General features: G+C 61.0%; 8 protein-coding genes and 1 riboswitch. Of the genes, 5 read left to right on the top strand and 3 right to left on the bottom strand.

What is annotated here, in order from left to right; genetic code table 11:
* Window positions 1-59: 59 nt before the first annotated feature.
* Window positions 60-197, bottom strand: a riboswitch (Fluoride riboswitch).
* Window positions 198-500: 303 nt separating this feature from the next.
* Window positions 501-1,802 carry an adenylosuccinate synthase gene (locus Tam10B_RS07070; RefSeq protein ID WP_093960554.1) on the bottom strand — a complete coding sequence of 434 codons (1,302 nt, stop codon included), beginning with the start codon at window positions 1,800-1,802 and terminating at the stop codon, window positions 501-503.
* Between the two features lie 263 nt (window positions 1,803-2,065).
* Between Tam10B_RS07070 and Tam10B_RS07065 the strand changes: the two genes are divergently transcribed.
* Window positions 2,066-4,015, top strand: coding sequence for a polysaccharide deacetylase family protein (locus tag Tam10B_RS07065; RefSeq protein ID WP_093960553.1), 1,950 nt, complete (start codon window positions 2,066-2,068; stop codon window positions 4,013-4,015).
* A gap of 274 nt (window positions 4,016-4,289) precedes the next feature.
* Here the strand turns inward: Tam10B_RS07065 and Tam10B_RS07060 are convergent, their stop codons facing one another.
* Together Tam10B_RS07060 and Tam10B_RS07055 are read right to left on the bottom strand one after the other, a co-directional pair.
* Entirely contained in the window at window positions 4,290-5,084 is a 795-nt protein-coding gene (locus Tam10B_RS07060; protein ID WP_093960552.1) for an inositol monophosphatase family protein, read from the bottom strand.
* Window positions 5,085-5,401: 317 nt separating this feature from the next.
* On the bottom strand, window positions 5,402-6,205 hold the full coding sequence (locus tag Tam10B_RS07055) for a cutinase family protein (RefSeq protein ID WP_093960551.1): 804 nt from the start codon (window positions 6,203-6,205) through the stop codon (window positions 5,402-5,404).
* Window positions 6,206-6,355: 150 nt separating this feature from the next.
* On the opposite strand from Tam10B_RS07055, the gene Tam10B_RS07050 reads away from it, so the two are divergent.
* The 4 genes from Tam10B_RS07050 to Tam10B_RS12950 all read left to right on the top strand — a co-directional run.
* The gene (locus Tam10B_RS07050; RefSeq protein ID WP_093960550.1) at window positions 6,356-7,291 is read left to right on the top strand and encodes an AEC family transporter; all 936 of its coding nucleotides are present in this window, start codon (window positions 6,356-6,358) and stop codon (window positions 7,289-7,291) included.
* Between the two features lie 306 nt (window positions 7,292-7,597).
* Window positions 7,598-8,014 (top strand): helix-turn-helix domain-containing protein, encoded by a 417-nt coding sequence (locus tag Tam10B_RS07045; RefSeq protein WP_093960549.1) that lies wholly within the window; start codon window positions 7,598-7,600, stop codon window positions 8,012-8,014.
* Complete coding sequence (locus tag Tam10B_RS07040) at window positions 7,923-8,576, top strand: ImmA/IrrE family metallo-endopeptidase (protein WP_093960548.1); 654 nt, start codon at window positions 7,923-7,925, stop codon at window positions 8,574-8,576. Before Tam10B_RS07045 ends, Tam10B_RS07040 begins: the two co-directional genes overlap by 92 nt.
* A 165-nt stretch (window positions 8,577-8,741) precedes the next feature.
* Window positions 8,742-8,990, top strand: a 249-nt coding sequence (locus Tam10B_RS12950) for a hypothetical protein (RefSeq protein WP_143248589.1), incomplete at its 3' end; no start/stop codon positions are given.

Raw genomic sequence — 8,990 nt, 5'->3', positions numbered from 1 at the left:
TATGCGCCCGACGCACCGACGCTCTGCATATGGCCTCGGGAATCCGGGCCATCGCCTGTCGAATCGTAGGAACCATCAGCGGAAATGCGGTTCGGACGCCCGACTCGCACGACCGGCCTCGCATGCGCCGCATGCATTCGCTCGCGGTCGTGAAATCACCGTCAGACATCCCGGTGAGTTCCATCACCGCGGCCCAATATAGGTCGCCCGTGGGGTATGCGCAAGCTCGGGTGGGAGGAAATGTGCGGAATCATACAGAAAAGGGAACAATTCCGCACAGGGGAAAAGCCGGTCGGGTGGGAGCCCGGTTCACAAATCGAAGATACCGAAATTCTTCCGCCATTTTTCAACAGTCCCGCTCAGGTATCTTCGATTTGTGAACCGCTCCGCCCCGAGCCCGCCCAGAAAACCACAAAATATCTCACAACAATAAAAAAATCCCGTTCCAAACCCCACTATGCAGGGCCCGGAACGGGATTACGAAATCGCGGAAGCCTCGACTAGTCGATCAGCGAGTGCACCGAGATGATGTGGTCACGCTGCGGACCGGTGCCGATCGCGGAGATGCGGCAGTTGGAGATCTCCTCAAGGCGCTTCACGTACGCCTGGCAGGTGGCCGGCAGGTCCTCGAAGCTGTGCACCTGGGAGATGTCCTCCTCCCAGCCCGGCAGCTCCTCGTAGATCGGCTTGGCCGCGGCGAAGGCGGCCTGGTCGCACGGCATGTCGTCGTAGCGGGTGTGGGTGCCGTCGGCGTTTTCCACGTCGTAGGCCACGCACACCGGAATGGTCTTGAGACCGGTGAGCACGTCAAGCTTGGTGAGCACCAGATCGGTCAGACCGTTGACCTGGGAGGCGTAGCGGGTCACCACGGCGTCGAACCAGCCACAGCGGCGCGGACGTCCGGTGGTCACGCCGTACTCGTGGCCCTGCGCACGCAGCCAGTCGCCCTGCTCGTCGAACAGCTCGGTCGGGAACGGACCCTCGCCCACGCGAGTGGTGTAGGCCTTGGCCACAGCAATCACGCGGTCGATCTTGGTGGGGCCCACGCCGGTGCCGGTGCAGGCGCCGCCGGCGGTCGGGTTGGAGGACGTCACGAACGGGTAGGTGCCGTGGTCCACGTCGAGCATGGTGGCCTGGCCGCCCTCGAACAGCACGGTCTTGCCGGCGTCAAGCGCCTTGTTGAGCACGAGCGACGTGTTGGTCACGTACGGGCGCAGACGCTCGCCGAGCGCAAGCAGCTCGTCGGTGGTCTGGTCCACGTCGATCGGACGACGGTTGTACAGCTTCACGAGCATCTGGTTCTTCTGGTGCAGGCTGGCCTCCACCTTGTCATGCAGGTGCTCGGCGTTGAAGAGGTCGTGCACGCGGATGCCCACACGGTTGATCTTGTCGGCGTAGGCCGGTCCGATGCCGCGGCCGGTGGTGCCGATCTTGTGCTTGCCGAGGAAGCGCTCGGTCACCTTGTCGAGCGTGCGGTGGTAGGGCGCGATGATGTGCGCGGATTCGCTCACCAGCAGTCGGGAGCAGTCCACGCCGCGCGATTCAAGTCCTTCGATCTCCTGGAACAGCACCTCGGGGTCCACCACCACGCCGTTGCCGATGACGGGGGTCACGTTCGGGCTGATGATGCCGGACGGCAGCAGGTGCAGCGCGTACGATTCGTTGCCCACGACCACGGTGTGGCCGGCATTGTTGCCGCCGTTGAATCGGGCGACATAATCCACCTTGGTTCCGATGAGGTCCGTGGCCTTGCCCTTGCCTTCGTCGCCCCACTGAGCACCGATCAAAATAATTCCAGGCATGATTTCCTCCGAATCCTGCGAACCTGCGAAACCGCTCGTTTACGCCGCAAACAGGTTACCGTAAACCATGAACCGATCATGTTTCGATCTCATATTCGCCCGTGCCGTCAGCATCTCGCGCGGCGAGATGGCAAACGATTGACGAATCTCTTCACCATATCCCCCACGATCGCCGCGTTGGCACGCGCCGCCCCCTTCTACACTGATACAGGAGAAAAAAGACGAAGCAATGTTGAGTGGGAGTCACGAAAGGGTCGGTAGGCATGGCATCCCCGAATGATCGTATGGACGACGCCGGCGTGAGGAAGCACGACGACATGAGGAACGATCGCGCGAACGACGATCGCATGGTTGACAGGAATATAGGCCGAACCGTGAAATCGACCGATCATCAGACGCCAGAGCATGTGGAGGAGCTGCATTTCGGCGGCAGCGCCCGCGGCGCGTATTACGACGACGCCGGCAATCCGCGGAAGCGTGGATTCTTCTGGAGATTCAGCCGGGCGGCCCGTGCAGCCCGGGAGGAGACGCCCGACAAGGCGACAACGACGAATGCCGCAACAGCTAATGGCGTAATGACCAGCGACAGGACCACGGCAGATGCCGCGCCCATCGTGCGTTCCGAATCCGAAGCAGGATCCGAACAGGACGCTCGCACGCCGGATCGTCGCCCCGCAGACAAGGCTCCCGAAGCTCCCGCACCGGCACAGCCCGAACGCGTGGAGAAGCCTGCTCGCACGGAACGTCCTGCGCGATTTGTCGAATCCGATACGGCGTCCGAACTCGGCACCGTCCCTGGAGCGAGCGTCAGACCGCCGGCTCCCAAGGCCCCGAGCACTCCGACGCGTGCCCCGATGATCCCCACGGCCCTGACCTCATCCGTGCAAGAGGGCACCGGGATCGCACTGGAACATCACGGCTGGACCGTCGCGCGCAAGTGCGTGGCGATCGTACTGACCATGGTGATCGTGGCCGCCGCCAGCTGCACCGCCTTCTGGATGTGGGAGAACCGTCTGCGCCCGATCACCGTCACCGTGAACGGCGAGCAGGTCAACACACGCGTCAACACGTCGATCGCCACGCTGCTCAGCCATAGCGATGGCTTCGGCACCAAGGCCGGCCGCATGCTGTCGGTCACCGGCAAGACGCTGGACGAGAACGGCGGCGAGCGCTATTCCGTCACGCTCGGCCAGCACGCGGTCAAGTCGTCTGATCTGGCGGCGACCCGTCTCACCGACGGCGATGCGCTGCTCGTCAAGGATGGCAAGGACGTGACCGAACCGCACAAGGTGGTCAAGGCGGCAATTCCGTTCGGCAACGACATCAACCTCAAGGGCGGCGGCACGATTCAGTACGTGGAGCAGCAGGGCGTGGACGGCGTCAAGGAGCAGTGGGTCGGCAAGAAGTCCAAGGAGACCGCCGACAAGAAGGTGCTCAAGGAGCCGGTGAACTTCAAGGTGACCACCAAGAGTCCGAATCCGCAGGACGGCAAGAAGTACATTGCGCTCACGTTCGACGACGGTCCGAGCAAGTACACGCAGGACATTCTCAATATTCTCAACGAGAAGGGCGTGCATGCCACGTTCTTCAACCTGAGTGAGCAGGGCACCGAGTTCCCCGATCAGGAGAAGGCCGTGGCGGCGGCCGGCAACGAGGTGGCGAGCCATTCGGTGAGCCACAAGTACCTGCCGAAGCTGTCGCGCGACGATCTGCGCAAGGAGATCAATGATTCGTTCGCGCCGATCGAGTCGAACACCGGGGCGACGGGCCGCATGTTCCGTTCCCCGTACGGCGCGTTCGAGGCGCAGCAGTGGGTGGATGCCACGGATCTGATCAGCATGAACGTGCTGTGGAGCATCGATACGGAGGATTGGCGCCGGCCCGGTCCGGACAAGATCCATGATGCCGTGCTCGAGCATGCGAAGAACGGCTCGATCGTGCTCATGCACGACGGCGGTGGCGACCGATCGCAGGACGTGGACGCGCTGCCGCGCATCATCGACGATCTGAAGAACGAGGGCTTCACGTTCGTGACCGTGTCCGAACTGATCAAACTCGACGGCACGTTCCCGAAGCATGTGACGGACAACCAGCCCGTCCCCGCCGCCGCCAGCGACACGTCGGCATCGGCAAAGTCCTCGGCCTCGGCGTCAAAATCCGCATCGACGACCGCACCCTCCGCGACGAAGTCCGCGACGGCCACGACCAAGTAGTCGGCGCCGAGTCTGCGCGGAAAGGGCTGCCGGATCGCAAAGTCCGCGGCCTCGCAGGAACCGGGGAGACACGGTCATGAGCCGGTACACCTGCAGACCGCGAAGCCTACGGCCCCATGGAAGCCGGACTGTGTGCGGGTGACAGCCCTCCCTCTGTCACGACATTCGTCATGACATCTCCCTCCCAAGGAGGGAGAACCCCGCCATCCTTCTTCCCGCGTGCTCTCTCCTTGGGAGCTGGCCAGCCGCAGGCTGGACTGAGGGAGGGATTCCCCTACTGCAGGAACACCTCGCGCAGGTGCTCCGCCACGTACGGGTTGCCCGCCACGATGCTGGTGTGGATGGCGCTGCCCAGGTCGCCGCCCTGCCAGTTGGTCACCACGCCACCGGCCTCGGTGACAAGCAGCCTGCCGGCCGCGTGATCCCACAGCTTCACGTCGCGTTCCAGGAATCCATCGAGGCGGCCGGCGGCCACCCACGCCAGATCGAGCGACGCGGATCCGCTGCGGCGGATGTCGGCACAGCTTTCGAACACCTTGCCGAACATCTGGAATTGTGCGGCGGCCTCCGCACGGTTGATGCCCTTGTGCGAGGTTCCCAGACCGATCAGCGCCATGCCGAGGTCGGCCACGGCGCTCACGTGGATCGGCTTGCCGTTGAGGAACGCGCCCTTGCCGAGTTCCGCAGTGAACATCTCGTCCAGATACGGCTGGTAGATCACCGCCTTGATCACGGCACCACCGTCGAGCAGCGCCAGCGAGATCGCGCTGTGATGCATGTGGTGGATCAGGTTCGTGGTGCCATCCACTGGGTCGAGCGCCCAGACCAGGCCGTTGAAGTCGGCGTCCTGATCGTTGTTCTCCTCGCCGGTGAACTGGATGTCCGGGTAGCGTTCGGCCAGTTCGTTCTTGATGTAGTTCTGAATGGAGGAGTCGACCTCCGTCACGTAGTCGGCCGGCCCCTTGAGTCGGATGCGATGCGCGGCCACCGTGTCGAACATATATCGGCGCGACGCCTCACGAACCACCTCGTCCAGCACCGTCATATCGACCTGTTCCGCACTCGCCATCAAGTCCTCCAGTTGTCGTCATCGTCATCATGACCGTCGTGCACCGCCATGCGTCATGCACTGCCATGCCATCGTTTGCGTGGATGACCACGCCCATCCGTTTTTCTCCGTTATACCCGGCGAATGTGCCATGCATGTGCATGAAAACCTACCTACAGGACAACAACGAACAAAATGTGCACAAACGCGGCCGCGCCACCCTGCCGACCCACCGATATCTCACTATTCGACCGGTTATGTGAATAATGTGGACCGTTTGCAGACGAATGCTATGACTTCGTTCCGAGTGATCGCCCCGACTCGAATCGTCGATCGCGCTACAGGCCGGCGGCACGGATCCGCTCGACGGCGAAATCGATTCCCTGCTCACGCGTGCCGTCGGAAAAGTAGCTGCGATGACCATCCTCCACACCGCCCTCCTGACAGACGATGTCGTTCGCCGCACAGTAGTCGACGATGCGGCCGGTCTTGGCGTATGCGGCGAGCGCCTTAAGGTCGCGCGGGGAGAGCATGCCGTTCTTCGTCGCGTCGAACCCGCCGGCATTGTAGTCGGCCTTGCCGTTGAAGCGCGGATCGCCGTAGAGCACCGCGGCCAGCATGTTGTCGGCGGCCTTGCTCGGGATGCGATCCGACGTGCCCGCCGTATTGAGCCGGTATTTCGGCGCGGACAGCGCGTCGCCGACCACGGCCGCGCCCTGTGAGAAGCCGAGCAGCACGGTCTTCTGCGTGGGGCACTGCTGCGCGCCGCCTCCCAGCATGGCGACGAGCGCGGTCACGCCGTCGTTCACGCTGTTCAAATCGAATGTGGCCGGATAGTCGAGGCTGGTGATCTGCACGGCGTTCGGGAAGGCGCCGGCGATACCGGCGGCCACCGGATTGAGCAGTCCGTCGTCGGCGTTTTCGCCGGTGCCGCGCACGATGATCACGCGGACGGACTTGGAAGAGTCGCAGCCGGAGTCTCCCCAGTCGTGTTGTGTGGAGTTGGAATCGGCGTCGGCGTTCGACGTGCCGTTTTCGGCCGCCGATTCCCCGCTCCCGTCATTCCCACCGAACGAGCATGCCGCCAACGGCAGCATCATCGCAACGACCGCGCACACCGCCAATTTTTCCCACAACCGCATACTCCGACCATACCGCGCCCAACTCCTATCCCATACTCCTCAAGCATCCCAACGCATTCCGCATGCGTATTGGACATCCCTCAACGCCCGTCGTTGAATGAAACCGAACGCAGGCAAGGCATATCCCCCAATCCGAACGGAGGCACACCCATGGTCGATCTGACCGGCGCGATCACGCAGATGGTGGTTCTGGTCGCGATCACCATCGTCGGATTCGCGGCAACGAAACTCGGCTATCTCGACGATCACGTCAAGGCCAAACTCACGCTGCTGCTACTCAACGTCACGCTGCCATGCATGATCCTCGGTTCGGCGGGCGACGTCGACGTTTCGTCCGCCGGCCGTCAGGTGGTCTGGTCGCTGGGGTTGGGCGTGGCTCAGTTCTTTCTACTGCTCGTCACCGGCGCGCTGTGCAATCTGATTCTGCGCACGCCGTTCGAGCAGCGGCCGATCTACCTGTTCATGAGCGTGTGCACGAATACCGGATTCATCGGCATTCCCGTGGCGGCGGCGATCTACGGCAATGCGTCGGTGCTGCTGTCGAGCATGTTCATCACCGCGATCAGCCTGTTCTTCTACAGCATCGGCATCGCGCTGATCTCGCCGAAGGGCACGCGTCAGGGTCTGCTCGCACCGTTCAAGGCCGCGGTGAATCCGTCGTCGATCGCGGCCGTGCTGGCGCTTGTGCTGCTGTTCTCCGGCGTGCATCTGCCGAACGTGGTCGAGGAGACGCTGACCACGTTGGGCGGTATCACCGGGCCGATCGCCATGCTGCTGGTCGGCGTGGTGGTGGCCGGTCTGCCGCTACGCGAGGTGGTGTCGGAGTGGCGCATCTATCCGTTCACGATCATCCGACAGCTGCTGGTGCCGGCCGCGCTGTTCGTCGCGCTGCGGCCGATCGTGCCCGACCCGACCGTGCTGGGCGTGTTCACCGTGATGTTCGCCATGCCCACCGGTTCGATGGCGTCGATGTTCGCCGCGCAGTACGGCCGCGACCCGAAGCTGCCCGCCAAGGGCACGATCCTCACCACCGTCGCCTCGTTCGCCATCATCCCCGCCCTCATCCTCTTCATGACCCTGGTGTGAGTCAGGTACCCATCTTGGTGCTCCCTCCTCGGGAGGGAGCTGTCAGCCAAAGGCTGACTGAGGGAGGGCACACAACGAAAACCGTCACCTTGCCGATGCCGAAAGGCAGTACACAACGCCGTTGTGGTCACGCTTTATCACGAGACCACCTGCAACCTGCCCAGAACGCAAGAACCATTGACCTCCAACGGTCTCACCTAGCACAGCAGACATACTCCAACAAGCCCCCACACCAAAAATATTCGAAAAAGAATACTTGTGCTATGATTTCTTTCGGAAAGGAATTCTACATCAAAGGGGCAAACCGTGAACGAGCAGCTGGGAGCGAGGATGGGAAAGCTGATGAAACAATACGACATCACGCAAGCACAACTTGCCAGATATGCCGGAACGTCTCAATCAAGCATATCGAAGTACCTGTCTGGGACGCAGGAACCAAGAAGTGAAATTCTAGCGAACATCGCAACGGCATTGCACACGACTTCGGCTCAGCTGCTGGGGAAACCGGAACCGACAATCAAAACGTCATATGGATTCGTTAAGGAATATTGTGCCCGTCATGGCGGGGATTTGACCGAAGACGAGGTATCCGAATTGATCACAACGCTGCTCAAAGCAAGGAAGGAGCGCAATGATAATACTCGATGCCCCGATGTACACCATGCTGAAATGGAATGTAGTGGGAGCCTTCCAACAGCTGGGATTCATTCGCATACCAGTTGATCCCATAGAGCTCATGGGATCAGCGGGCATTCAGGTACTACCATACTCGATCGGTCTTAATGCGTTCGACCTGAACGATCTCATGACGCTGAGCTCCTGTCCCAGCGGTATATCGTTCACTTTACAGGACGAAGACGGCAACATTCGATTGGCGTTCTACAATAATTACGAGTCGGAAGGTCGTAACCGTTTCACCACTGCACATGAGGCAGCGCATTGTTTCCTAGGACATCGGCAAGACAGCACTTTAGCGGAACGTCAGGCAAATTTTTGGGCCCGCTACTCCGTCGCCCCTCCTGCCATTATCGACCACTTAGGCTTGCGCTCCGGCTCAGAGGTTGCCGAGATTTTCGGTCTTTCCTACGAATGCGGCAATCACGCTTTTGACGCCTATATGAAGTGGCTTCCACATCGCACTGCAGACAAGCCGATTGACGACGCGATCCTCGATCTTTACGAGCGCGGATTATTGATGGAAAACCGCGAAACGACGCGGCATCCCGAAAACATTAAGAACGCGATGACCTTACTGCAGCGGGGAGAAACCACAATGACAAAATAAACAAGAGGGCGCATCAGAACGCCGAAACAAACCAATAACGCCCTCTCGCGAAGATGCGAGCATCTTCTTACCGCAATTCGATTATGCGGCATCTTCCGGAGGATTTCTACCGGCTTCCGCCATACGGAAGTCATTTTGGGCAACCTTCAGGAAGGAGACTTTGCCGTGTCAGACACAAAATCAGCTTATTCCGATGCCTCCAGACATTATGTCGAAGACGTCGTGCCTAGCTCGCCAAAAGAGCAGGAACGGTATCAAAGAGCTAAAGAGCGCGAAGCTCGGCACAACGATGATTGGCTCGAACGCTCGGTCAACATCAATGACATTACCGATAAATTCACCCCAGGAGCCATCGGGCGCAAGAAAGGCTACAAGATCAAGTACGTCGGCAAGGACTACATCGTCCTTGCCGAC

The sequence above is a fragment of the Bifidobacterium vansinderenii genome, assembly GCF_002234915.1.
GTDB lineage: Bacteria > Actinomycetota > Actinomycetes > Actinomycetales > Bifidobacteriaceae > Galliscardovia > Galliscardovia vansinderenii.
This window is presented reverse-complemented; position numbering and strand designations above follow the sequence as displayed.

Excerpts from the sequence above, each read along its gene's own strand:
- Tam10B_RS07070 (WP_093960554.1), bottom strand. The coding sequence starts at position 1,802 with ATGCCTGGAATTATTTTGATCGGTGCTCAGTGGGGCGACGAAGGCAAG.
- Tam10B_RS07065 (WP_093960553.1), top strand. The coding sequence starts at position 2,066 with ATGGCATCCCCGAATGATCGTATGGACGACGCCGGCGTGAGGAAGCAC.
- Tam10B_RS07060 (WP_093960552.1), bottom strand. The coding sequence starts at position 5,084 with ATGGCGAGTGCGGAACAGGTCGATATGACGGTGCTGGACGAGGTGGTT.
- Tam10B_RS07055 (WP_093960551.1), bottom strand. The coding sequence starts at position 6,205 with ATGCGGTTGTGGGAAAAATTGGCGGTGTGCGCGGTCGTTGCGATGATG.
- Tam10B_RS07050 (WP_093960550.1), top strand. The coding sequence starts at position 6,356 with ATGGTCGATCTGACCGGCGCGATCACGCAGATGGTGGTTCTGGTCGCG.
- Tam10B_RS07040 (WP_093960548.1), top strand. The coding sequence starts at position 7,923 with ATGATAATACTCGATGCCCCGATGTACACCATGCTGAAATGGAATGTA.